The organism is Selenomonas sp. F0473, from assembly GCF_000315545.1.
GTDB lineage: Bacteria > Bacillota > Negativicutes > Selenomonadales > Selenomonadaceae > Centipeda.
This window is the reverse complement of record NZ_JH992902.1, coordinates 1,185,046-1,208,344: the sequence shown is the minus strand read 5'-3', so window position 1 is coordinate 1,208,344 and position 23,299 is coordinate 1,185,046. Positions and strand designations below refer to the sequence as shown.

General features: G+C 55.0%; 22 protein-coding genes and 1 riboswitch. Of the genes, 19 read left to right on the top strand and 3 right to left on the bottom strand.

Annotated features, from left to right (window positions below; all coding sequences use genetic code 11):
• Positions 1 to 37: 37 nt before the first annotated feature.
• Positions 38 to 211, top strand: a riboswitch (cobalamin riboswitch).
• A 194-nt stretch (positions 212 to 405) separates the two neighbouring features.
• The 8 genes from HMPREF9161_RS05590 (at position 406) to HMPREF9161_RS05555 (ending at position 14,321) form a co-directional block, all read left to right on the top strand.
• Positions 406 to 2,712, top strand: coding sequence for a TonB-dependent siderophore receptor (locus tag HMPREF9161_RS05590; protein WP_009728714.1), 2,307 nt, complete (start codon positions 406 to 408; stop codon positions 2,710 to 2,712).
• Positions 2,713 to 3,038: 326 nt separating this feature from the next.
• Entirely contained in the window at positions 3,039 to 3,836 is a 798-nt protein-coding gene (locus HMPREF9161_RS05585; RefSeq protein WP_232213518.1) for an ABC transporter substrate-binding protein, read from the top strand.
• A gap of 61 nt (positions 3,837 to 3,897) precedes the next feature.
• Entirely contained in the window at positions 3,898 to 6,204 is a 2,307-nt protein-coding gene (locus tag HMPREF9161_RS10135) for a TonB-dependent siderophore receptor (RefSeq protein WP_009728712.1), read from the top strand.
• Positions 6,205 to 6,282: 78 nt separating this feature from the next.
• Positions 6,283 to 8,718: a TonB-dependent siderophore receptor gene (locus HMPREF9161_RS05575; RefSeq protein WP_037348813.1), complete on the top strand. Its 2,436-nt coding sequence runs from the start codon at positions 6,283 to 6,285 to the stop codon at positions 8,716 to 8,718.
• An 85-nt stretch (positions 8,719 to 8,803) separates the two neighbouring features.
• Positions 8,804 to 9,805, top strand: a complete 1,002-nt coding sequence (locus tag HMPREF9161_RS05570; protein ID WP_037348812.1) for an ABC transporter substrate-binding protein — start codon at positions 8,804 to 8,806, stop codon at positions 9,803 to 9,805.
• Positions 9,802 to 10,851 carry an iron ABC transporter permease gene (locus HMPREF9161_RS05565; protein ID WP_009728709.1) on the top strand — a complete coding sequence of 350 codons (1,050 nt, stop codon included), beginning with the start codon at positions 9,802 to 9,804 and terminating at the stop codon, positions 10,849 to 10,851. Before HMPREF9161_RS05570 ends, HMPREF9161_RS05565 begins: the two co-directional genes overlap by 4 nt.
• A gap of 65 nt (positions 10,852 to 10,916) precedes the next feature.
• Positions 10,917 to 13,250, top strand: coding sequence for a TonB-dependent receptor (locus tag HMPREF9161_RS05560; protein WP_009728708.1), 2,334 nt, complete (start codon positions 10,917 to 10,919; stop codon positions 13,248 to 13,250).
• A gap of 72 nt (positions 13,251 to 13,322) precedes the next feature.
• Positions 13,323 to 14,321, top strand: a complete 999-nt coding sequence (locus tag HMPREF9161_RS05555; RefSeq protein WP_009728707.1) for an ABC transporter substrate-binding protein — start codon at positions 13,323 to 13,325, stop codon at positions 14,319 to 14,321.
• Between the two features lie 81 nt (positions 14,322 to 14,402).
• Here the strand turns inward: HMPREF9161_RS05555 and HMPREF9161_RS05550 are convergent, their stop codons facing one another.
• Positions 14,403 to 14,663, bottom strand: a complete 261-nt coding sequence (locus tag HMPREF9161_RS05550) for a hypothetical protein (RefSeq protein WP_009728706.1) — start codon at positions 14,661 to 14,663, stop codon at positions 14,403 to 14,405.
• 426 nt (positions 14,664 to 15,089) lie between these two features.
• On the opposite strand from HMPREF9161_RS05550, the gene HMPREF9161_RS05545 reads away from it, so the two are divergent.
• The 11 genes from HMPREF9161_RS05545 (at position 15,090) to HMPREF9161_RS05495 (ending at position 22,585) form a co-directional block, all read left to right on the top strand.
• Positions 15,090 to 15,464: a hypothetical protein gene (locus HMPREF9161_RS05545; RefSeq protein ID WP_009728705.1), complete on the top strand. Its 375-nt coding sequence runs from the start codon at positions 15,090 to 15,092 to the stop codon at positions 15,462 to 15,464.
• Positions 15,465 to 15,509: 45 nt separating this feature from the next.
• A complete protein-coding gene (gene atpB, locus HMPREF9161_RS05540) occupies positions 15,510 to 16,181 on the top strand; it encodes a F0F1 ATP synthase subunit A (RefSeq protein WP_009728704.1) in 672 nt (223 codons plus the stop codon).
• A 67-nt stretch (positions 16,182 to 16,248) separates the two neighbouring features.
• Positions 16,249 to 16,500, top strand: a complete 252-nt coding sequence (gene atpE, locus HMPREF9161_RS05535; protein WP_009349337.1) for a F0F1 ATP synthase subunit C — start codon at positions 16,249 to 16,251, stop codon at positions 16,498 to 16,500.
• 35 nt (positions 16,501 to 16,535) lie between these two features.
• Positions 16,536 to 17,039 (top strand): F0F1 ATP synthase subunit B, encoded by a 504-nt coding sequence (gene atpF, locus HMPREF9161_RS05530; protein WP_009728703.1) that lies wholly within the window; start codon positions 16,536 to 16,538, stop codon positions 17,037 to 17,039.
• The gene (locus HMPREF9161_RS05525) at positions 17,033 to 17,572 is read left to right on the top strand and encodes a F0F1 ATP synthase subunit delta (protein ID WP_009728702.1); all 540 of its coding nucleotides are present in this window, start codon (positions 17,033 to 17,035) and stop codon (positions 17,570 to 17,572) included. Before atpF ends, HMPREF9161_RS05525 begins: the two co-directional genes overlap by 7 nt.
• Positions 17,573 to 17,589: 17 nt before the next feature.
• Entirely contained in the window at positions 17,590 to 19,107 is a 1,518-nt protein-coding gene (atpA, locus tag HMPREF9161_RS05520; protein WP_009728701.1) for a F0F1 ATP synthase subunit alpha, read from the top strand.
• Between the two features lie 18 nt (positions 19,108 to 19,125).
• Positions 19,126 to 19,974 carry an ATP synthase F1 subunit gamma gene (gene atpG, locus HMPREF9161_RS05515; RefSeq protein WP_009728700.1) on the top strand — a complete coding sequence of 283 codons (849 nt, stop codon included), beginning with the start codon at positions 19,126 to 19,128 and terminating at the stop codon, positions 19,972 to 19,974.
• Positions 19,975 to 20,022: 48 nt separating this feature from the next.
• Positions 20,023 to 21,435 (top strand): F0F1 ATP synthase subunit beta, encoded by a 1,413-nt coding sequence (gene atpD / locus HMPREF9161_RS05510; RefSeq protein ID WP_009728699.1) that lies wholly within the window; start codon positions 20,023 to 20,025, stop codon positions 21,433 to 21,435.
• A gap of 3 nt (positions 21,436 to 21,438) precedes the next feature.
• Positions 21,439 to 21,876 (top strand): F0F1 ATP synthase subunit epsilon, encoded by a 438-nt coding sequence (locus HMPREF9161_RS05505; RefSeq protein WP_009728698.1) that lies wholly within the window; start codon positions 21,439 to 21,441, stop codon positions 21,874 to 21,876.
• Positions 21,877 to 22,025: 149 nt separating this feature from the next.
• Positions 22,026 to 22,298, top strand: coding sequence for a type II toxin-antitoxin system RelB/DinJ family antitoxin (locus tag HMPREF9161_RS05500; protein ID WP_009728697.1), 273 nt, complete (start codon positions 22,026 to 22,028; stop codon positions 22,296 to 22,298).
• Positions 22,295 to 22,585: a type II toxin-antitoxin system YafQ family toxin gene (locus HMPREF9161_RS05495; RefSeq protein ID WP_009728696.1), complete on the top strand. Its 291-nt coding sequence runs from the start codon at positions 22,295 to 22,297 to the stop codon at positions 22,583 to 22,585. Before HMPREF9161_RS05500 ends, HMPREF9161_RS05495 begins: the two co-directional genes overlap by 4 nt.
• A gap of 53 nt (positions 22,586 to 22,638) precedes the next feature.
• Here HMPREF9161_RS05495 and HMPREF9161_RS05490 read toward each other — a convergent pair whose 3' ends face one another.
• Together HMPREF9161_RS05490 and HMPREF9161_RS05485 are read right to left on the bottom strand one after the other, a co-directional pair.
• Complete coding sequence (locus HMPREF9161_RS05490) at positions 22,639 to 22,965, bottom strand: type II toxin-antitoxin system RelE/ParE family toxin (RefSeq protein ID WP_009728695.1); 327 nt, start codon at positions 22,963 to 22,965, stop codon at positions 22,639 to 22,641.
• A complete protein-coding gene (locus HMPREF9161_RS05485) occupies positions 22,962 to 23,282 on the bottom strand; it encodes a type II toxin-antitoxin system Phd/YefM family antitoxin (protein ID WP_009728694.1) in 321 nt (106 codons plus the stop codon). The genes HMPREF9161_RS05490 and HMPREF9161_RS05485 overlap by 4 nt, the downstream gene beginning before the upstream one ends.
• Positions 23,283 to 23,299: the final 17 nt, after the last annotated feature.

The window sequence follows — 23,299 nt, the reverse complement described above, 5'->3', positions numbered from 1 at the left end:
TGATAATCTACGCATGAATTTTTAATATCAAATAAAATTAAATACGATCCGATTAGGTGCGCGTTGCGCTCAATAGAGAAGCAGGTGAGAAACCTGCGCTGTCCCGCAGCTGTAATGCGGAGTCGACCTCATTCATGTCACTGGGCAATCGGGAAGGCGAGGAAGACGATGATGCAAAGCCAGAAGAACTGCCTAGTTGGAACGCCGTAATCACCTGCGATCGACAGGGAGGAGCGCTTTGAGAGGATAGTTGCGCCTTTTTGCCATGTAGGCAAGAAGGCGTTTTATTTTGGGAACCGAAGATTTTATTTTGGAGGGTCAGGTGGAACTGTTTTTGCCGGAGATGCGGCAGCGCGGTTTGATCCTATAACGAATATGTCGTTGTAACAGGAGAGGAGAGATCAAGTGGCACAAAATAAAAAGGAACGCCTGACCCTATGTGCGCTGTTATCGCTGTCCCTATGCGCGGGCACAGCGCATGCTTATGCGGCGGAGACTGCCGAGAAAAACGAGGAGACAAAGTCTTCACGCACGCAGACATACGTGGCAAGAGATATTGAAGTTGAAGGAAATACTTCGATAGATTATTTTGGCAATGCTGTGACTGAGCAGTCCTATTACCGTACCGGCGGAGACGTTAACGTAATTGATAGGGAAACTCTTGAGCGACGGCATTATGATCAGCTGAGCGACGCGCTGCGGCAAGTACCGGGGGTTCAGATTAAAACGCCGGGATATCGCGGCGGTGAGTTTGGTTATACGCAGACGCACAATATCGTAACGATCAACGGAGACGACCGCGTTGTGGTTCTCGTTGACGGACGGCGGATGGACAATACGGCGGGCAGCGCCATCGCAAGCACATCGTCACATCGCTCAAAAGCAATGGTGGACATCAATCAGATTACAAATATCGATAATATTGAAAAGATTGAGGTGATCAAGGGCCCCGGCGGCTCGTTCTACGGTTCGGACGCGACCGGCGGAGTAATTAATATTATCACGCGCAAAGGCGGCGACCGAGCGACAGGAACGCTGGATTTATCAACCGGTTCGTGGGGACGGCATAACTATCGGTTCAATTATTCGGGGAGCACCGCTCAAGGAAAGATGAAATATTTCTTTTCTCTGGGGAGAGAAATGGGGGGCGACGCAAAATATAAGGATGGGCTTAGCGGGAAAAATTACACTTATGTCAATACGGGATATAAGGAAGAGTATCTGAACTTCCGTTTTGATTATGATTTTGACAAGCTGCATACGTTGCGGGCGGCATACAACCATATGCAGAGCGATGCGGATTATCCCTTGACGGCGCCGGATCATAAATATTTTAATCAAGCAGACTGGGACCGCATCAAACACGATTATTTTGACAATAAAATAACCGGCGACCCCAAAAATCCCGGCTATCGGACGCTATGGTATATGTGGGCGGTGACCGGTTCATATAATGCATACAATAAAAATAATACCGATCTGACGTATATATTTAATCGGGAAAACGGAATGGAGAGTTTCGTTCGTATCTATGATCAAAATGAACGATATTGGGGGTCATTTGGCGGCAGAACGCAAAAGGATTCGCCTGTTCCGGATACGCCGGAGTGGTATGAATGGGGCAGGGCTCATTATCGAGACAGAAGTAATCGACATTGGTTTCATCAGCTGAAAAATCAAGGAATCCAATTTCAGGTAGGCAAGGCATATGGGAAACATGACGTTCTCACAACATGGACCTATGATCATTCAAAATATTTTAATACGACTGTGACAACCGGAAAGCAGGCGTCTGTTAAGAGAAATTCTGTTATCGGGTACATTCAGGATAAAATTCTGCTTTCTGATAAATGGGAGCTTACTCCTTCACTCCGTTTCGCACATTACAGCGACGGGGCGACAGTCTCTCAGGATGGGGTAAGAAGTACCGTGGGGTCAACGACGAATACCATAACGCCGTCGCTCAACACACAGTATGCGTTGGATCGGAAGACTACCGCCTATTTCGGATACAGTAAAGTGCGCCGGCCGCTGCGTCCTAGCGACTATACGGCAAAAAACGATACCGACTTCGCAAAGCTTCAGGATGAAAAAGGGGATGTGTGGAGCATCGGTATTCGGCGTGAGTTTTCTGCAAAGACAACGGCTTCCATACACTATAACTATACGAGAATGAGCAATGCCGTCGTTCGTTATAGTGTTTGGGATCAAGGGATAGATGATTTCAAACTCAAGTTTGTCAATGCGAAGGAGATAAAAAAGGCCGTTAATCTCTCCCTGCAGCATCGCTTTAATCCGCATCTGACATTGACCGCTAGTTATTCACACGCATACGATAATTTCTCCGCAAAGGACGGAATGATTTTTGACCCGGAACTGAAATGGGCCGACGGCAACGTCAACTCCGTCATTAATCGGCTGCGTCCGGCCAATAACTACACGGCAGATCTTGCGTATGAAAACGATAAGTTGTACGCCACGATTACAAGCACATGGTACACGGGCTGTGACACGATGGCTTACACTGCCAGACGGGCGTTTATACTGGATCTGAATGCAAACTACGCGATACACAAAGATCTGACAATATATGCCTCAATCGTCAATTTGACCAATCAGGCGTATCAGACGGTCTATACCAGCTATCTGGGCAAGGGGGCTTGGCCGCAGCTCGGCAGGCACTTTATGATCGGTATGAAGTATAAATTTTAGGCGGTTTTGTATAGAGTGTGACGGGAGGGCCGACGCGACGCCGATATGTATTTTTTAAGATACATGAGACCATACTGCCGTTTTGAGGTAATGTGACTATTATGAGACAAATCCTCATTCTGTTTTTTATACTCGTTGCTGCGGCATCGTTTTTATCATCAAAAAACAGTGAAATCGTTCCGCTGGAATTACCGCCGGGGAGGGAGACGGCCGGGATATCTCCGCATTACCCTGTAGAGATCGAGACGTTTGATTCGAAGAAAGAACATACATACATCCGTTTCGATAGAATGCCGGAACGCGTCCTTGTATATGGCGTAAATACAGTGGAGACATTGCTGCTTTTTGAACAGGGGGCAAAGATCGTTGCCGTTACTATGAAGCCGACAACGGAAGCATATGCGGAGCTCAAGGGGAAATATCCTGAGGAATTTGCAAAAATACAGCATATTACACAACAGGAGTTAGGGAGGGAACAAGCCGTTGCGTATCATCCGGATTTTATCCTAGGCTGGAAATCGACCTTCCTTCCGGTGCGGTATGGGAATACGGAGTGGTGGCGGGCGCGCGGTATAAACACGTATATCATCGCAACCTCCAATCATGTGGTGCCGCACGGAACGATAGAAGATGAGTGCCAATTTTTAGAAGATATGGGCCGGATCTTTGACGTGAGGGAAAAGGCGGAGAAGGTGATTCGCGAGATTCATACGGAACTGGAGTACGCGGCACATGATACGGTGCATGGAGAAGCACAGAATGTCATGGTTGTCGAACTAACCGGTAATCGAATTGCCAACTATGACGACGGTTGGCTCATCGGAGATATGGTGAATCGCTTGGGCGGGCAGATGCCTGTGAAGAGCAGGACGGTGGGGCCGGAGGACCTCATTGCGGCGGACCCCGATGTGATATTTGTCGTGTACTTCAATCTGGCGCAGATGGATAAGTCAACGGCGTTTTTCAAGGAACCGCGGTTCAGTTCGCTGCGTGCCGTGCAGAACGGGCGGGTTTATATGCTGCCGTTCGCGTATATGTACGCGACGGCGGTCAAGACGGCCGAGGGGCTGCGTATTGTAAAGAGAGGCTTATATCCAGAGCGCTATGGGGCGGTGAACGAGTAGGCGACGGATATTCAGCTCGGCAAGTCGGGCCGACAGAGAGATTGTTGAGGAGGTATTTTTGATGAAGAAAAAAGAGTTGACGGCTGCCGTAATTATAGCCTTGATGTGCGCGGGGGGGGGACATGGTGTTGCCCATGCCGCACAGGACGAGGGAATTGACGAATATACGCTCGATCCTATTGAGGTCCGAGCCGCGCGAACGAAGAATGCGTTCGGCGACATTATCACAGAGCAGTCCTATTATCGTACCGGCGGTGATGTGGATGTCATCACGAGCGACGATATCGAAGAGCGCCATTATCCGGATGTGACGAGCGCGATCAAAACGCTGCCGGGCGTACAGGTGAACAGCATCGGCTATCATGGCGGCGAATACGGCGCGGGTACACAGTATAACACCACCGTAACAATCAATGGAGACGACCGTGTTGTCGTCTGTCTTGACGGACGGCGCGTCGACAACGCGGTCAGCGGGCTGATGGGCTCAAAGTCTGCAAACTGGTCGAAGGCATTGGCAAATCTTGATCAGATCACGAGTATCGACAATATCGAAAAGATTGAGATCATCAAGGGCCCGGGCGCGTCGAAATACGGTGCGGACGCGACGGGCGGCGTGATTAACATCATTACGAAGAAGGGAACGCTGACACCGCAGGGGAAGATTGATTTGGCAACTGGCTCCTACGGACACCATGTTTATCGGTTCAACTATTCCGGGTCGACGAAAGATGGCTCGCTTCGCTATTTCATTTCCGGCATGCGTGATCGTGGTGCTGCGGGTAGGTATTATGACCGTATGACCGGAAAAAACTATCGTTCAAACGGCACGCAGTTTAATGACGCCGGTTATAACATCCGTATTGATAAATATTTTGATGATACCCACAGCCTCACATTCTCTATGAACCACACCGATGCATACGATGGGTATCCCATCACGGTACCGGATTACCGCTATATGACAAAAGCAGAGTACGAGGCGATGATGCATCGTTATAAAGTAGAAAAGAAATATGGCGCGATCCCCAATCAAGGGTATCGTAATAACTGGTATTTGAGGGGGTTCAACGGAACCGCCACAGGGCATAATAACTTTGATTATGATTTGACGTATTCCTTTGGTAAGGATCACGGCATGGAGAGTTATATCCGGGCGTACTATCAACAGCATAAATATTGGCTGGTTTGGGGCCCCAGTGACGATGCCGCATGGCCTAGCCGCCCAATACCGACGCCGTGGGATCCCGAATGGGATGAATATGTTCGTGCTCGGACTGTTACCGATAAGGACAAACGGAATCGGGACAACGACTACAACCATGGCCTGGAAGGACAATTCGGCAAGTCGTTTGGAAAGCACGATGTCTTATTCGGTTGGGCGATTGATTGGTCGCGGCATGAGAGCTTTAGTACGAGCAATATTACTCACAGAGAGACGGCAACGAATGTGAAACAAACGACGTTGCTCGGTTTTGTGCAGGATAAAATTCATGTAAACGATCGGCTCGAGATTGCTCCGGCACTGCGCTGGCAACACTCCAATGCGGCGAGTACGACCGCAGAAGCCGGATCGACCACAGCCGCAGATAGTAAGTATTCCAAAGTGACTGCGGCGATAAACGCGGAGTATCTCTTCCAACCCGGCTTCAGTATATTTGCCGGTTGGACGCAAGTGAATCGGCCATTGAAACCTAATGACTACAAGCCGGATGCCACTCTTTATAAAGATCAAAAACTTGAAAACGAACGGGGCAACGCTTATACGATTGGCTTGAAGAAAGAATTTTCGCCGGCAACATCAATATTTATGAATTATGACTATACCGACATGGCAAATGCAATTTCTCGACAATCCGTATGGGATGATACGGCCGGTGATTTCAAGACAAAATCTGTCAATGCAAAACAACGGCGACGGGCATTTAATGTAGGCGTAAATCATCGATTTAATAATCATTGGAAAATGCGGTTTGCATATTCAACTGTCGATGAACACTGGACGGCAAAGCGAGGAATGGTCTTCCAGCCGGGGCTTGGAATCGACTCGATCCTCATCAATGCGTATATCAACTCGACGCGGCCGAAACATAAGACCGTTTTGGATGTCTCGTATGAGAACGGCAAGTGGTCCTCTGCCCTGACGAGCGTGTTGTACAGCGGGATGGATACGCGCTACTTCACGGCGAAACGGTTCCTCGTTTTGGACTGGGTGCTCAACTATAAGATTAACAAGGATGCAACCGTCTACCTCACGGTCGATAACCTCACGAATGAAGGCTACGAAGTGAAGTTCCATCCGTATATCGGCAAGGGGGCATACGCCATGCCGGGACGGAGTTTCATGCTCGGGGTCGACTATCGGTTCTAAGAGCTCGGGAAGGTGCGGGGAGGTGCCCCCTCCCCGGGGTATCGGTACGCAATATAGATGACGCAGGAGAAATTGATGATGAGAAAGAAACAACTAACGGCCGCTGTCCTTACGGCCCTCATATGTGCGGGCGGGGGCCAGTCCCTTGTCCATGCGGGACACGATGAGAACCTCACAGAGTATACGCTCGACGACGTTGTTGTGGAGGCCGACCGCATTCAAAATAAGTTCGGCGACACGATTACCGAGCAGTCCTACTACCGTACGGGCGGGGATGTGAAGGTCATCACGCGCGAGGAGATTGAAAAGCGCCATTATAAGGATATCACCGAGGCGATCAAGCGTATTCCGGGGGTGACCTTCAATAACCCGGGGTATCGCGGCGGCGAGTACGGCTATCAGTTTTACAACAACGGCGTGCTGATCAACGGGGATTCGCGCGTTATCATCCTTGTCGACGGACGTCGTGTCGATAATGCGGCAAGCCAGCGGATCGGCGGCACGAGCCGACGCGGATCGAAGTCCACAGGCGTGAACCTCGATCAGATCACGAATATGGAGAACATCGACAAGATCGAGGTCATCAAGGGCCCCGGCGCTTCCGTCTACGGCTCCGATGCGACGGGCGGCGTCATCAATATCATCACGCGCAAGGGCGGATACAAGAACTACGGCTCGCTCGATATCTCCAGCGGCTCATGGGGAAAACATAATTATGCGCTTTCCTATTCAGGATCGCTGAATGACGATCCGACGCTGCACTTCTTCTTCTCTGCGAACCGCGAGATGTCCGGCGATACCAAGTTTAAGGACGGAGAGACGGGAGAGGTTTTATCCCTCTCCGGTTCTCATTATAAAGAGAGCGGCGTTAATTTCCGCATTGACAAGGATTTTGACGCGCGGCACAGTCTGCGGCTTTGGTACAACCACAAGAATGGGCGCGACGGCTATCCGGTGGCGACGCCGCGCGCTAAGTTTTGGAATGAACTGGACTGGTACCGCATCCTGTTTGAGGTCGTTGTCGGACGGTTTGACGGCAACTATAAGCTGACGGATCAAGGGCAGTGGTGGACGGACCAGCGTCAGCCGGGCTATCATAATATCTATTTGACGCGCAGTATGTATAATATCTCCAACGATTTCTACAACAATGATTTTGATCTCGTTTATACCTTTGACAGAATCAAAGGGATGGAGAGTTTTGCGCGCTATTACTATCAGAATCATCGCTATCTGGGGCGGGATGCGTTCCAGTTTTCGCGTTTTGGCGGCGGCGGTGGAAACGGCGCCGGTGTCGGCTATGCCGAATACCAGGCGACATTCCCCCATGGAACGACGTTTGAGCAGTGGTACGCGTGGGCAAAAGCGCGTCTTGCACCGTTCCCCGCAGGGGATAAAGACGCGATCGCCAGATGGGTCGCCGATACGGGCGGCCCGTCGCCTATTACGGATTGGCACCGCGAAAGGAATCAGGGGCTTGAGGTACAGTATGCCAAAGTGCTTGGGAAAAACGATGTGATCGCAAACGTTTCCTATGATATTGCCCAAAATTATTCGCGTAGGAGAAATAGAAACGGCGGCTATGATATCTCCCATCTCGACCGCAAGACATGGACCGGCTATGTGCAGGATAAGATTCATGTGACGGATAAATGGGATCTGACGCCGGCATTGCGGTACGCCCATTACAGTTCGTTTGAGAATACGAATGTCGCGGATACCAACCAGGGGAAGGGAAGCGTGGGAGCGTTTACCTATGCGCTCAACTCGCAGTATATGTTCGATCCCACGGCGAGCATGTATTTCGGCTGGACACGTATCTTCCGGCCCCTGCGCGAAGGCGACTATTCCATCATCAACACGGAATACCCTGCGCCGCTTCGAGATGAGAGAGGCAATGTTCTTACCGTTGGTGTCAGAAAGGAGCTTGGGGATAGAACAACCCTTGCCGCGCACTACAACTGGACCAATATGACAAACGCGATTGCGACGCTGCCGATCTGGTCGCCCAGTAGAAACGATTTTTCGGCGATTGCAGTCAATGCGCGGCAGAAAGCGACGTCATTCAACATTACGCTCGACCATGACTTTGACAAGCACCTGACGATGAGCCTCTCGTACGATCGGATGAAAGACCATTGGGCGGCAAAGGAGGGTATGAGACTCGATCCGCGATGGGGTTATACCGATTCAGATGATGTCAATACCGCGATGAACCGCCTGCGCCCGGCGAACCACTATGCGCTGAACCTTTCCTATGAGAACGGAAAACTCTATACGGGACTCCTCACGAACTGGTATACGGGGAACAATACGCGGGCGTTTACCGCGCGGTCGTTCCTCCTGCTCGACTGGAATATCAACTATGAGGCGACGAAGGATCTAGACGTATATATGGTTGTGAGCAACCTGACCAATACGGCCTATGAGACAACGTTTAATGCGCGCAACGGGATCGGTTCTTCCGCAATGCCCGCTCGCTCGGTGCTGGTTGGTGCAAAATACAAATTTTAAATCCTGTGTCAAGTGAATCGCGTAATAGAAAGGGAAATGCGGCAGGCGGGCTTTGGACACGCTTGCCGTTCTTTTTGAAGGTTTTATGAAGAAGATTTTGTTCCTCTTCCTGATCGGCGTCGGTATGACAATATTCTTTGCAGCGAAAAACAGTATCCCCGTCTCCATGGAAACAGACATGCCGTTGAGGCCTTCGGACGCCGCGGCCGCTCCGGTGGTCATCGATACGTATGACTCCATGCGGAAACCTGTGCAGATGACGTTTGAGCGGGTGCCGGAGCGCGTGCTGGTTCACCAAATGAACATGCTGGAGACGATCCTCGTGCTCGGACAGGCGGATAAGGTCGTCTGCGTGACCATGAGTTCGTCGAGCGCCTCCCATGCGCGGCTGGCAGAGGAATACCCCGAGGAATATGCAAAACTCCCCGAGGTGACAGGCAAAGAGCTGAGCCGCGAGGCTCTTATCATGAGCCGGCCCAATTTCTTCTTGGGGTGGGGCTCCACCTTTGCCCCGCGGCAATACGGGACGACATATTGGTGGAACGAACGCGGCGTAAAAACGTATATCGCGGGGAATTCAAATCGCTTTGCAAAACGCGTTACGGTTGATGAGGAGTGTAAATTCATTGACGATATGGGGCGCATCTTCCATGCGCGGGAAAAATCGGACGCCGTCATTCGCGAGATTGAGGACGAGCTCCGTCTTGATTCGGCCGAGACGCAGAACCGTGCCCCGCAAAACGTCATGGTCGTTGAAATCACGGATCGTACGATTGTGAATTATGACGACCGCGATCTGGTCGGGGATATGGTTCGCCGGTTAGGGGGGCGCATTGCGATTCAGAGCAGGCGTCTAAGTCCGGAGGAAGTCATTGCGGCTGATCCGGATGTGATCTTTGTTACCTACTTCGGCGCGGCGGATCGGCCGCGGGCAGAACAGTTCTTTAGAAACATTCGATTTAATTCTTTGAAGGCGGTAAAGAACGACCGTATTTATTTACTTCCATTCAGCCATATGTATACGTCTGCAATTAAGACCGTAGACGGGCTGCGCACAATCAAAAAGGGGCTGTATCCTGATTTATGAGGAATATCGACATAAAACAAACAATCATCATCATCGAGCTGCTCCTCATTCTCATCGTCAGTATGGCGGGAGCGCTGACATTCGGCTCGATCTCACTCTCTGTAGGCGATATCGGACGCGCGGTTGCCGATACGTTTGCTTCGGGGGTGCCGATCGAGGCGCCGGGGCAGGGGGCGCTGCACGATATCGTATGGCTCCTGCGCATGCCGCGCATTCTGCTTGCGGCGTGCATCGGGGCGGGACTCGCCGCCTGCGGCGTCATCATGCAGGCGATTGTGAAGAACCCGCTCGCCGACCCCTATATCCTCGGCATCTCCTCGGGGGCGTCGCTCGGCGCGACGGCCGCGATTATGCTGGATGTGGGCGTTGCGCTCGGAGAGAATTTTGTCGGTATCGCGGCATTTGCCGGCGCGTTTGCCATCTCGCTCGCGGTCATTTTCATCGCGAATATGGGCGGCCGTGCGAACGCGGTGAAGCTGCTCCTCGCGGGGATGGCGCTCAGCGCCGTGTGCGGTGCGTTCTCGAGCTTTATCATCTATTTCGCGGAGGATAAGGAGGGGATTCAGTCCATTACGTACTGGCTGATGGGCAGTATGGCGGGCGCTAAATGGGAGACGCTCGCGGTGATGATCCCGCTGACGATCCTCGCCGTCATATTCTTCTATACGCAGTGCAGGATGCTTAATCTGATGCTGCTCGGCGACGAGACGGCGGTGACGCTCGGCGTGGATCTGCATCGCTATCGGCAGGGCTATCTGCTCGTGGGGGCGCTCATCGTCGGCTTTGCGGTGTACGCGGCGGGGATGATTGGGTTCGTTGGGCTCATCGTGCCGCATGTGAGCCGTATGCTCGTGGGCGCGGACCATCGGAAACTCCTGCCCGTGGCGGTGCTCTCGGGGGCGATCTTCCTCGTGTGGGCGGATGTGCTCTGCCGCGTCGTCATCCCGCAGACGGAACTCCCCATCGGCATCCTCATCTCGATGATCGGCGCGCCGTGTTTCATCTATTTGATGGTGAAACGGACGTACGGGTTCGGGGCGGGCTGACATACCCCTCTATATTAGACATACGGCAGTCCATCGTCTATAGTGAAAGGAAAGGAGAAAATCATATGAATCGAACGGAGAAAGTCCGGCTGACGCTTGGGGTGTTCCTGTCTCTCTCATTATGCGGAGCAGAGCATACCGTCTATGCGCAAAATATGACATCTGCCGAGGAGACTGCAGAAACGCCGACAGCGCGCACTTATGTAACAAAGGATATCAATGTCGAGGGGGAGGGTGCCAGAGATTACTTCGGCAATGAGTTGACGGAGCAGTCGTATTACCGTACAGGCGGAGATGTCGACATCATCGACCGCAGAACCCTCGACCGACGGCACTATGATCAGCTCAGCGACGCGCTGCGGCAGATCCCGGGGATTCAGATCAAGACCCCCGGGTACCGCGGCGGCGAATTCGGCTATACGCAGACACACAATATCGTAACCATCAACGGCGACGACCGCGTCGTCGTATTGGTGGATGGGCGACGCATGGACAACGCTGCGGGCAGCACGGTGGCATCTCGTTCCGGGGACCGCTCGAAAGCACTGGTAGACATCAATCAAATTACAAACATAGACAATATCGAAAAGGTCGAAGTTATCAAAGGCCCCGGCGCATCCTTCTACGGTTCGGACGCGACGGGCGGCGTTATCAATATCATCACGCGCAAAGGAGGTAAAAAACCCGCCGGTACGCTCGATCTCTCCACAGGATCGTGGGGGCGGCACAATTATAAACTGACTTACGGCGGCGCGACGGACGACGGGAAATTAAACTATTTCTTTGCGCTCGGGCGTGAGATGGGCGGCGATTCCAAATACAAGGACGGGCTGAACGGAAACATCTACACGTATGGAAACACCGGATATAAAGAGGAATATGCAAACCTGCGCCTTGACTATACGTTTGACAAGACACATGCGCTGCGCGCCGCCTACAACCATATGCAGAGCGATGCGGATTACCCGCTGACGGCGCCCGACTACAGATATATGAATCAGACGGACTGGGACCGCATCGTCACGGGGTACAATAAGGGCAACGGCCTCACCGGGAATATTAAAAATCCTGGCTACAGAAATCTATGGTTGATGTGGGTGGGCGCGTACACCGCGTATAACAAGAACAATACGGACATCACCTATACGTTCCACCGGGACAACGGCATGGAGAGTTTCGTTCGCGTCTACGATCAGAACGAATGCTACTGGGGATCGTGGGGCATGGGCGACGAGTTCGATCACCCGCCGCTCCCCGGCAGCGCCGCATGGGGACCGTGGCTCGAGCAGCTGAAAAAGAACAATCCGGCGGTTGCGCTCCGCACTACGCGCAATTACCGCTCATGGTTCAATAAGCTGCAAAACCGCGGAATCCAGTTCCAGCTCGGGAAATCGTTTGGCAAACACGACGTGCTCACATCGTGGACCTATGACAACGCAAAAGCTTTCAGCATACAGGTGAGAACGGGAAAGCAGTCAAGCGTCAAACGAAATACGGTGATCGGTTATATCCAAGATAAAATCTCTCTCTCAGACAAGTGGGAGATCACTCCGTCGCTGCGGCTCGCACATTACAGCGACGCGCATTCGATTTCCCAAAGCGGCGTTCACTCGACGGGCGGTAAAACGACCAATACCGTCACACCGTCGCTCAACACACAGTATGCTTTTAACGATCAGACGAGCGCTTACTTCGGATACAGCAGAGTCCGCCGACCACTGCGGCCAAGCGACTATACGGCACGGAACGGGACGGATCCCGCAAATCTCGAAGACGAGAAGGGCGACGTTTGGACGCTTGGCGTGCGGCATGACTTCTCCAATAAGACGACAGCATCGGTACATTACGACTATACGCGTATGAGCAACGCCGTCGTCCGTTATAGCGTTTGGGACAGCACCGCGCACGATTTCAAGCTCAAGTTTGTCAATGCAAAGGAGAAGAAGACGTCTGTCAATCTCTCCCTACAGCATCGGTTCGATTCCCATCTGACGCTGACCGCGGGGTACTCTCATGCATTTGACAAATTCTCGGCGAAGGACGGTATGACGTTTGACCCCGAGCTGAAATGGGCGGACGGCAACGTCAACTCCGTCATCAATCGGCTGCGCCCTGCCAATACGTATACGGCGGACCTTGCGTATGAAAACAGAAAACTATATGCGGCGCTCATGGGAACATGGTATACTGGCTGCGATACGTCGGCATACACGAGCAAACGCGCGTTCATTTTGGATCTGAGCGTCAATTATACCCTACAAAAGGACCTGACACTTTATGCCGCAATCTCCAATTTGACAAATCAAGCTTATGAAACCGTCTACACCAGCTATTTGGGAATGGGGGCTTGGCCGCAGCCGAGCAGGCACTTTATGGTCGGCATGAAGTATAAATTCTAAGTCTCGATTGAAAAAATATCGGCAGAACGTCATTTTGATCGGCCTGCCGATATTTTTAGGCGGTATCCTGCGATGAGAAATATTTTCGGGCTGTTGATCCTACTGCTTATACTGACCGCGTTTTTATCCATACGAAACGGTACTGTTCTCGATACGAGTTCTGCAGACAAACCGACGTCATCCTCTGCCGAATATCCTCCCGTTGCAATCGACACATATGACTCGAACAAGCGGCCCGTAAAACTCGTCTTCGACCGTGTTCCGACGCGTGTGTTTGTGCAGGAAGTCAATACGCTGGAGACCCTCTTCGCGCTAGGCCTTGGCGATAGGGTGGCTGCCGCGTCCCTCAGCACCTCGCAGCACACATACGATAGGCTGAAAGAGGAATATCCGGAAGAGTTCGCGCGTGCAAAAAACATCTCGCGTCTTGACCTCAGCCAAGAGCAGACCGTCGCCTGCCGGCCGGATTTTATTCTGGGGTGGAAGTCGACGTTCACCGCAAAGAGATACGGAACGACGGCGTGGTGGCAGGCGCGCGGTGTGAAGACATACATTGTCGCAACGTCCAATCACGTGCTGAGATACGGAACCGTCGAGGACGAATGCAAATTCATCGACGATATGGGGCGCATCTTCGACGTGCGGGAGCGATCGGATATGCTGATTCGGGAAATTCATACGGAACTTGCGTCTATATCGTCAAATACCGCGGCATCTCCCGCGCAAAAGATAATGGTCGTGGAGATCAGCAAGAGCGGGATCATGAACTATGATGAGGGCTGGATCGTCGGCGATATGGTACGGCGGCTCGGCGGGTATATGCCGGCACACGGTAGATCGGTCAGTGCGGAGGACCTAATCGCGTATGACCCCGACGTGATTTTCGTCGTATATTTCAATCCGACACATAAAGAGCAGTCGACGAGGTTCTTCGAAGACATTCGGTTTAATTCCCTACGCGCCGTCAAGAACGGCCGCATCCGTATGCTGCCGTTCGGCTATATGTATACGCCGGCGGTCAAAACGATCGACGGGCTGCGTACAATCAAAAGAGGAATGTATCCGGAGTGACAGAAGGAAAAACGCAGATAGGGTGAAAAGCAGCCGGCCGCGGCGGACCGGCTGCTTTTTCTGTGTATATAATGCGTCCCGCTACACAATATGATATTTCTTCCACGGGATCTGATCGAGGCGCAGGCCGCTGAGGAAGTCGACGATGTCCTTGCGGCCGTAGTAGCGCGGCTCGCCCGCGGGCGTGAGGCTCATGAGGACGATGGGCATGCCGGGGAAGAACCGCATGAGGGCGCGGCGGGTCTGCGTGGATTTGACGGTGTAGCGCGTGACGCTCGGGTCGACGTGGATCAGGGCGAATGTGACGCCTTTCTCGATGATGACGGCGCCTTCGATGGTCATGATGAGGCTCCTCTCTCTGTGCGGCGGCTGCGGCGCCGAGATTTGACGGAAGTAATACGGCGGACGAGGGGGAGAACGCCAATATTTTCGCCTATTGTAGCAGAGTATATCCTATGCGGCAATATATTAAATTGAATGAATTGATTAAAATGTAGTTGCAGAATACGACGGAACCCCCTATAATAGATCATAAGAGTTATGCGCCGCATGACAGCGGCGGACATAGCCGCGCCTTATGCGTTTGATAAGATTTGGAGGGGAGGTCTTTCCACACGTGTATACAATTGTGGAAGGATTTCCTTTTTTTGTGTCGAATGTTCATAAGGTACTGATATTCAACAATGGCGGTGACGGTGCACACCCCGCCCCGGGAAATATCTCGGGACGCGGTTTTTTGTGCGCGTTCGGCGCTGTCGGAGGAGGGATATGAAAGACGTATTGCTGCCTGTGGTACGGCGCTTCCTGCGCACGCTTGCGATCGTGACCGTCTGTCTTGCCGCCATGCTCGGCGCGCGCGGCGAGATCCGTCTGATCGGCGCGGTGGTTGCGGGCTATGCGGCGGGCGCGGCGGTGACTTTCGGCATGGCGCACCGAGTGTGGCGCAGTGCGGGCTTTACGCCCGCGCGCGCGAAGCGGGAGATGCTTTGGGGGCTTGCGTTACGGCTCGTGACGCTGTTCTTGATTCTGAGCGTCGCCGCACACATTTCGCTCGTCGTTTTTGGGGCGGCGGCGGGAGGATGTCTCCTCTTTTACGCGCTTTTCATGCTGCATCTCATTGCGGCGCAGGGCAGTCAAAAATGAGGCGGCTCCGGACTTCCGGAATGCCGTAGTAAGGAGGTAAAGGTTATGCATGAAATCGGTGTTCGCGAAACAGTGCAGTTCGCCGGTTTGACCTTCAACTGGGAAACGCTCGAAATGACGTGGATCACGATGGCGATCGTTCTGCTGGTCGCTGTTCTCGCGACGCGCAATCTAAAGCTCGTCCCGAGCGGCTGGCAGAATGTGGTCGAGATGGTCGTGACGGCGCTCGGCGAGCAGAGCGAAACGATGCTCGGGAAACGCGGCCGGTTCCTGTCCCCGTTCATTGTCACGCTCTTTTTGTTCCTACTTGTCTCGAACTGGGTAGGACTCGTTCCCACGATGGCGTCGCCGACGAACGACTTGAACACCACATTAGGTTTAGCGCTTTTGGTTATCTGCATGGTTCATGTGCTGGGCGTTTATATGAAAGGCGGGCATTACATCGCCCACTTCTTTCAGCCGACCCCGGTGTTCGTGATCATCAACGCGATCGAAGAGGTCGCAAAGCCGATTACGCTGGCGTTCCGTCTTTTCGGCAACATTCTGGCGGGCGAGATTCTCATCATCGTCCTGCTGAAGCTCATGCCGATCTGGATGCCGGTGCCCTCGGTTCTGTGGCTCGCGTTCAGTATCTTCATCGGCGGCGTGCAGGCGGTCATCTTTACGATGCTGTCGATGGCGTATCTTGCCAATGCGGTCAAAGAGGACGAACACTAACGCGTCCTTCGTACCCGCTTTGATGTATTAAACATTTTAGGTTCAAAATTTAAGGAGGATTTTCTCAATGGAAAACGCAATCATGGTAGCAGCGGCTCTGATCGGTGCGGGCATTACGATGGGTCTTGCCGCGATTGGCGCGGGCATCGGCGACGGTCTCGTCACGAGCAAGTTCATCGAGGGGATTACGCGTCAGCCCGAGGCAAAGGGCGTCCTCTTCACAAATACGCTGATCTCCGTCGGTCTGATCGAAGCGATGGCGATCATCGCGACGGTTGTCGCGCTCATCATGCTCTATGCCAACCCGCTCATGAAGTAAGCCGCGGGAGGATATGTGCAAAGGAGGCAGCGTAATTGATAGAGCTTAATTCGACTTTTTTTGCTCAGATACTGAACTTCCTCATCCTCGTTATTCTCCTGCGTGCGGTGGCGTATAAACCTGTGCTCAAAATCCTCAAAGAGCGCGAGGACAGAATCGCCGCCAGCATCGACAAGGCCGATGCGGACGCGGCCGAGGCGGCAAAGACGCTCGACGCCTATAAGGCGGAGCTGGCCGAGGCGCGCACGAAAGCGCAGGAGATCATGGATCTCGCCGAGAAGCGCGCGAGCGAGGAGCATGAGGCGAGCATTCAGGCGACGAAGCGCGAGATCGAGCAGATGAAAAAGGCGGCGGAGCAGCAGATGGAGCGCGAGCGCGCGCACGCCGTCGAACAGTTAAAGGGCGAGGTTGTCACGCTGGCGCTCGCGGCCGCGGGCAAGATCGTGCAGAAGAATCTGGAGAAGTCCGACAACGACGCCATTATCGGCGAGTTCATCGCAAAACTCGACGCGCATAAGATCGGTGATGCGACATGCTGAACATGGAGCTTGCACGCAAATATGCCCGCGCGATCTTTGAACTGGCCTGTGAGGAAAATAAGCTGAAGGAGTTCGGCGAGGACATCGCGCAGGTGCAGCGTCTCTATACGGACTGCCCGGAGCTGAAGTCGTATCTCGGCAACCCGAACTTCCGGCCCGAGGATAAAAAGTCTCTCCTGAAGGAGATCTTTGCGGGCGGGATCCAGCCGCATGTGCTGAACTTTCTCCTGCTGCTCGTGGACAAAAGACGCATGCATGTCTTTGATGCCATCAGCGCCATTTTCGTACAGCTTTCGAATGAGAAACTCGGTATCGCCGTGGCGGACGTCACGGCGGCCGAGGAACTGGACGAGACGCAGCTTGCCGAGCTGCGGGCAAAGCTGGAGCAGGTTACGGGCAAACAGATATCCCTGCGCCGGCACCGCGACCCCTCGCTCATCGGCGGTGTGGTGGTGCGCATCGGCGACCGCCGCATCGACGGCAGCATCAAAGGACGTCTCGAGGCAATGACGGCAGAGTTAATGGCGAACTAGCGGGGTGACAGCGAAATATGAAAATGAATCCGGAAGAAATTACTTCCATCATCAAGGAACGAATCAAGAACTACGACGTCGATCTGAACGTCAACGATGTCGGCACCGTTCTTGAGGTCGGCGACGGCATTGCCCATATCTACGGCCTGGACAAGGCGATGGCGGGCGAGCTGCTCGACTTTGGCAACGACGTCTACGGACTCGTTCTGAACCTCGAGCAGGAGAGCGTCGGCGCCGTGCTTCTCGGCGGCGAAGCCCTCATCAAGGAAGGCGACACCGTCAAGCGCACGGGGCGCATCATGCAGGTGCCCGTCGGCGAGGCGATGATCGGCCGCGTCGTGGACGCGCTCGGACGCCCCATCGACGGCAAGGGCCCCATCGATACGAAGGAGTTCCGTCCGGTCGAGTCGCCGGCGCCCGGTATCGCGGACCGCAAGAGCGTCCACGAGCCGCTCCAGACGGGCCTCAAGGCGATCGACGCCCTCGTGCCGATCGGCCGCGGACAGCGCGAGCTCATCATCGGCGACCGCGGCACGGGCAAGACGGCGATCGCCGTCGATACGATTTTGAACCAAAAGGGACAGAACTGTATCTGCGTCTACGTCGCCATCGGCCAGAAGGCGTCGACCGTCGCGCGCGTCGTCAAGACGCTCGAGGACGGCGGCGCCATGGAGTATACGATTGTCGTCGCCGCGACGGCGGCGGACAGCGCGCCGCTCCAATACCTCGCCCCCTACGCGGGCGTTGCGATGGCGGAGTACTTCATGTACAAGGGCGGTCACGCGCTCTGCGTCTACGACGACCTCTCGAAACACGCGGCGGCCTATCGCGCCATGTCGCTCCTGCTCCGCCGTCCGCCGGGACGCGAAGCATACCCGGGCGACGTCTTCTACTTACACTCCCGCCTTCTCGAGCGCGCGGCGAAACTCTCCGACGCGCTCGGCGCGGGCTCCATCACGGCGCTGCCGATCATCGAGACGCTCGCGGGCGACCTTTCGGCGTATATCCCGACGAACGTCATCTCGATCACGGACGGTCAGATCATGCTCGATACCGACTCGTTCTACGCGGGCATCCGCCCGGCGATCAGCGTCGGCCTCTCGGTCTCCCGTGTCGGCGGTTCCGCACAGATCAAGGCGATGAAGCAGGTCGCGGGCACGATGCGTCTCGACCTCGCGCAGTACCGCGAACTCGCGGCGTTCGCGCAGTTCGGCTCCGATCTTGACAAGGCGACGAAGGCGCAGCTCGACCGCGGCGCACGCATGGTCGAGACGCTCAAGCAGTCGCAGTACAGCCCGCTGTCGGTTGCGGATCAGGTGCTCGTCATCTTCACCGCGGTGCGCGGCCATCTGGCGGACATCCCCGTGGACAAGGTCGTCGCGTTCCACACGGACTTCATCAAGTTCATGCGGGCGTCGCATCCGAACATTGCCGCGGCGATCATGGAGAAGAAACAGCTGGACGACGCGCTCGAAGCCGAGATCACGCAGGCGATCGGAGAGTTCAAGGACACTATCTCCTACAGAGAAACGTAAGGGGAGAGGTGACACGAAATGGCCAATTTACAAGACATTCGTCGTCGCATCCGAAGCGTCAAGAGCATCCAGCAGATCACGAACGCCATGGACATGGTCGCGACTTCGCGTCTGCGCCGTGCCAAGGAGGCCGCCAACCGGAACCGCCCCTATGCGGAAAAGACCGCGGCGGTCATTCGGAGCGTTGCGGCCGCGGCGGACGACGTTTCCCATCCGCTGCTCGAGCGGCATGAGAGCGGCAAGCGTCTCATCCTCGTCCTGGCGGCGGATAAGGGCCTTGCGGGCGCCTACTCGAGCAACGCGCTGAAGGCCGCCATGGCGCTCGTCGAGGACAAGGCGAACGCGCAGATTGTCACCGTCGGGCGCAAGGCGCGCGATTTCTTCAGAAACCGCTCCTTTGACATCGTGAGCGAGCACATCGGCATCAGCGAAAAGCCGCGCGCACAGCACGCGCAGAAGATCGCGGACGAGCTGATCGCAGCGTTTTCGGGCGGCGGCATCAAGGAAGTCTACATGATCTACACGCGGTTCGTCTCGGCGATCACCTGTGTGCCGGAGGCAGTCAAACTCCTCCCGTTTCAGGCGCCGGAGGATGACGGCCGGCCGCGTGCACAATATATTTATGAACCGGACGCGGAGACCGTGCTGGGGCATCTCTTGCCGCAGTACATCTTCACGATCGTCTATGCGGCGCTCCTCCAGTCGGCAGCCAGCGAACTCTCCTCGCGCATGAACGCGATGAGCAGCGCAACGGACAACGCCGGCGAACTCATCGGGAAGCTCGATCTGTACTATAACAAGGTACGTCAGGCGGGCATCACGAACGAGATCAACGAAATCGTCGGCGGCGCCGAGGCACTCAAGTGACACCCGCGCACGCAGCACGCTGCGCCGCGGAGGTAAGGAGGTTTTCCATTGGCAAAAGGTAAAGTCGTACAGGTCATCGGACCTGTCGTAGATATTGAATTCCCGGCAGGTGAACTGCCGGAGATACTGAGCGCCATCAAGATCGACGGCAAAGCCGCGGACCGCGAGATCCATCTCACGGTCGAGGTCATGCAGCATCTCGGCGACAGCGTGACGCGCTGCATCGCGATGAGCTCAACCGACGGTCTCATGCGCGGCATGGAGGCGGAGGACACGGGCGCCCCGATCAAGGTGCCCGTCGGCGAGGCGACGCTCGGACGTGTGTTCAACGTTCTCGGCGAGACGGTTGACCACAACCCCGCGCCCGTCGGGAACACAGAATCGTGGCCGATCCATCGGCCCGCGCCGAAGTTCGACGATCAGGAGACGTCGACGCAGATCCTCGAGACCGGCATCAAGGTCGTCGACCTCATCGCCCCGTATTCCCGCGGCGGTAAGGTCGGGCTCTTTGGCGGCGCGGGCGTCGGCAAGACGGTTCTCATCATGGAGCTCATCCATAACATCGCGACCGAGCACGGCGGATACTCCGTCTTTGCAGGCGTTGGCGAGCGTACCCGCGAGGGCAACGACCTCTGGTCGGAGATGACCGAGTCGGGCGTTATCGATAAGACCGCGCTCGTCTACGGTCAGATGAACGAGCCGCCCGGCGCGCGTATGCGCGTCGCGCTCACGGGCCTCACGATGGCGGAGTACTTCCGCGACGTGCAGGGCCAGGACGTGCTGCTCTTCATCGACAACATCTTCCGTTTCATCCAGGCGGGTTCTGAGGTCTCGGCGCTGCTCGGGCGTATGCCGTCCGCCGTCGGTTACCAGCCGACGCTGACGACCGACGTCGGCGCGCTGCAGGAGCGTATCACCTCCACGAAGAAGGGCTCCATCACGTCCGTGCAGGCGGTCTACGTCCCTGCGGACGACCTCACCGACCCTGCGCCTGCGGCAACGTTCACGCATCTCGATGCGACGACCGTTCTCTCCCGTCAGATCGCGGAGCTCGGCATCTATCCCGCCGTCGATCCTCTGGACTCCACCTCGCGTATCCTCGACCCGAACGTCATCGGGCAGGAGCACTACGAGGTTGCGCGCGGCGTGCAGGCGGTTCTGCAGAAATACAAAGAGCTGCAGGACATCATCGCCATCCTCGGTATGGAGGAACTCTCCGACGAGGATAAGCTGACCGTTTCGCGCGCGCGCAAGATCCAGCGCTTCCTCTCGCAGCCGTTTGCGGTTGCCGAGGTCTTTACCGGTTCGCCGGGCAAATACGTCGCGCTCAAGGACACGATCCGCGGTTTCAGAGAGATCCTCGACGGCAAGTACGACGATCTCCCCGAGGCGGCGTTCTACATGGTCGGCGGCATTGAGGAGGCCATCGAGAAGGCGAAGAAACTCAAAGAGGAGGAATAATCGATGGCGACCATCCAGCTGGAGATTGTCTCTCCCGACCGCGTGGTCTACGCCGCCGATATCGACATGCTCATCGCCCGCTCCACGGGCGGCGAGATCGGCATCCTGCCGAAGCACATCCCCCTCGTTACGGGACTTCAGCCGCATGCCATGAGGATCCATGTCGACGGCGGTACCGAGCAGCTCTTTGCGGTTGCGGGCGGCTTTATGGAAGTCACCCCGGAGAAGATCACCGTCCTCGCCACGGCTGCCGAAGAGCCGGACGAGATCGACATCAACCGCGCCCAGCGCGCTTATGACCGCGCGCAGGAGCGCCTGAAGCGCCTGCGTGAAGGCGGCGCGGAGGACGGCGGCGCCGCCATCGACGAAGCGCGCGCCACGCTCGCACTCAAGCGTGCCGTCGCGCGCCTTCAAGCGACCAAGACGCCCGTTAAGGCATAACGAACGAAAAATACCCCCGCAAGGCTTTGCGCTGCGAGGGTATTTTTATACTTTAGAGATGAAGCTTCGTGCGCAGTATTGCAATCATCGTGCAAAACGCATATGATGTAAATGCAATTTACCATATCGTATAGAAAGGCGATGACATCATGGCGACCACGAATATCAGCATCCGCATGGATACCGACCTCAAGAGAGAGGCGGACGCGCTCTTTGCAGAGCTCGGCATGAATCTGACGACGGCGTTCAATATCTTTGTGCGGCAGTCCCTGCGCGAGGGCGGTCTTCCTTTTGCCGTGAAGACCGCTCGGCCGAATCGAGAGACCGTCGCCGCCCTCTTGGAGGCGGAGCGGATTGCAAAAGATCCGACGGTCAAAGGGTATACCGACCTTGACGAACTCTTTGCAGACCTTAAAAAATGAGGGCCGCAAAGTATACGGTCAAGACGACCGCGCAGTTCAAAAAAGACTACAAGCGCGCCATGAAACGAGGGCTTGAGATTGCGCTCTTAGAAGAGCTTATTTCAAAACTCGCACGCGGAGAGGCGCTCGCCCCGCATTATCGCGACCACGCCCTATCGGGGCGTTGGGCGAGCCGCCGCGAGTGCCATATCGCGTCTGATTGGCTGCACGTTTATCGTATCGCAGAAAACGTGTTGGTGCTGACACTCTCCCCCACGGGACCCCACAGCGATTTATTCGGGGCGTAGGCCGTTCTCAATGTAAAACCTCCCCGCCGTGATATGCGGCGGGGAGGTTTTGTTTATTTGTGCCTATCGATACGTCTTTGCGTCTCTTTATAGACTTCGCCGTCTGTCCGCACCCCGATGACGATGATGAGCATGCGGGTATCTGTGCGCTGGAGGCGATAAACGATGCGAAGCCCCTGTTGTTTCAGCTTGATTTTCAGCAGTTCCGCGAGCGCGCTTACGGAATGGTTTCCTAGGGGTTTCCCATAGCCGCCTTCGGTACTTGGCAGAGGATTTTTGCGTGCTTTTTCAATTGCCTTTGCGATAAGCCTCTGCCGGCTGCCGTCTAGTCGTGAGAAATCGTCTTCCGCCTCCGGCAGGAACTCTACCGCCCATATCATTCGAATTCTGCCTCGTCCATATCGTCGAGCACATCGTACGATATGCCCGCCTTTTTACATACCTCTTCAAAGGGGACTGTCTCCTGCGGGTACAAATGTCGCAGACGCTCCTCAGCCAGCTTGAGCAGATGCATGTCGCTCAGTTCTTCAAGCAGCGCGTCGTATTGTGCCGGAGAGAGCAGCACGCATTCGGGGGTGTTGTTCTTGATGACGACAGCCATGCCGGATTGTTTGACTTCGGAAAATATTTGCCCCGCCTTGCCGCGGTTGAATGCGGTGATGGGAACAGTCTTGTTGAGCGGCGCCGCCTGTAACATATATATCCCTTCTTTCA

Coding starts and splice junctions, on each gene's coding strand:
- HMPREF9161_RS05495 (WP_009728696.1), top strand. CDS start 22,295: ATGAGGGCCGCAAAGTATACGGTCAAGACGACCGCGCAGTTCAAAAAA.
- HMPREF9161_RS05490 (WP_009728695.1), bottom strand. CDS start 22,965: ATGATATGGGCGGTAGAGTTCCTGCCGGAGGCGGAAGACGATTTCTCA.
- HMPREF9161_RS05505 (WP_009728698.1), top strand. CDS start 21,439: ATGGCGACCATCCAGCTGGAGATTGTCTCTCCCGACCGCGTGGTCTAC.
- HMPREF9161_RS10135 (WP_009728712.1), top strand. CDS start 3,898: ATGAAGAAAAAAGAGTTGACGGCTGCCGTAATTATAGCCTTGATGTGC.
- HMPREF9161_RS05555 (WP_009728707.1), top strand. CDS start 13,323: ATGAGAAATATTTTCGGGCTGTTGATCCTACTGCTTATACTGACCGCG.
- HMPREF9161_RS05485 (WP_009728694.1), bottom strand. CDS start 23,282: ATGTTACAGGCGGCGCCGCTCAACAAGACTGTTCCCATCACCGCATTC.
- HMPREF9161_RS05550 (WP_009728706.1), bottom strand. CDS start 14,663: ATGACCATCGAAGGCGCCGTCATCATCGAGAAAGGCGTCACATTCGCC.
- atpE (WP_009349337.1), top strand. CDS start 16,249: ATGGAAAACGCAATCATGGTAGCAGCGGCTCTGATCGGTGCGGGCATT.
- HMPREF9161_RS05565 (WP_009728709.1), top strand. CDS start 9,802: ATGAGGAATATCGACATAAAACAAACAATCATCATCATCGAGCTGCTC.
- atpB (WP_009728704.1), top strand. CDS start 15,510: ATGCATGAAATCGGTGTTCGCGAAACAGTGCAGTTCGCCGGTTTGACC.
- HMPREF9161_RS05500 (WP_009728697.1), top strand. CDS start 22,026: ATGGCGACCACGAATATCAGCATCCGCATGGATACCGACCTCAAGAGA.
- HMPREF9161_RS05545 (WP_009728705.1), top strand. CDS start 15,090: ATGAAAGACGTATTGCTGCCTGTGGTACGGCGCTTCCTGCGCACGCTT.
- HMPREF9161_RS05560 (WP_009728708.1), top strand. CDS start 10,917: ATGAATCGAACGGAGAAAGTCCGGCTGACGCTTGGGGTGTTCCTGTCT.
- atpA (WP_009728701.1), top strand. CDS start 17,590: ATGAAAATGAATCCGGAAGAAATTACTTCCATCATCAAGGAACGAATC.
- HMPREF9161_RS05575 (WP_037348813.1), top strand. CDS start 6,283: ATGAGAAAGAAACAACTAACGGCCGCTGTCCTTACGGCCCTCATATGT.
- HMPREF9161_RS05570 (WP_037348812.1), top strand. CDS start 8,804: ATGAAGAAGATTTTGTTCCTCTTCCTGATCGGCGTCGGTATGACAATA.
- HMPREF9161_RS05525 (WP_009728702.1), top strand. CDS start 17,033: ATGCTGAACATGGAGCTTGCACGCAAATATGCCCGCGCGATCTTTGAA.
- atpG (WP_009728700.1), top strand. CDS start 19,126: ATGGCCAATTTACAAGACATTCGTCGTCGCATCCGAAGCGTCAAGAGC.